The sequence below is a fragment of the Myxococcus llanfairpwllgwyngyllgogerychwyrndrobwllllantysiliogogogochensis genome, from assembly GCF_006636215.1.
GTDB lineage: Bacteria > Myxococcota > Myxococcia > Myxococcales > Myxococcaceae > Myxococcus > Myxococcus llanfairpwllgwyngyllgogerychwyrndrobwllllantysiliogogogochensis.
Map to the genome: position 1 here is coordinate 1 of NZ_VIFM01000825.1, position 428 is coordinate 428.

At 71.3% G+C, this 428-nt stretch carries 1 pseudogene; it reads right to left on the bottom strand.

The window, feature by feature from the left end:
• Window positions 1–428: pseudogene (locus FJV41_RS50715) on the bottom strand (hypothetical protein); the annotation flags it as partial.

A 428-nucleotide genomic window follows, 5' to 3' on the forward strand; every position in this document is an offset into this window, starting at 1 on the left:
GAACTGGAAATAGATGAACTCGTAGTTCGCATCGTCCCCGATCTTCAGGAGGACGACGACGAACAGGAGCGCGAAACCGAAGGCCAGGATGCGCCTGGGCGGCAGGCGGTGCACCGCCGCCCAGGCGGTCGGGCCCACCATGGCGACCAGGGCCGCCACCGCGATGGTGCGCCACTTGAAGCCCGAGCCGTGGGGCGCGAGCCCGGACAGGCCCTTGAAGATCACGAGCGCCGCCTCGAAGCTCGTCGCCCGGAAAAGCACCCAGGTCAGCATCACGAACAGGCTGGTGAGCAGCCAGCCGAGCGGCACCGGCACGCTCAGGCGCGCCCGGCGGGCCAGGAGCCCGGCACCGAGGCCGAGCCCGTGCAGGGCGCCCCAGGCCAGGAAGGTCAGGCCCGCCCCGTGCCACAGGCCGCCCAGCGTCATGG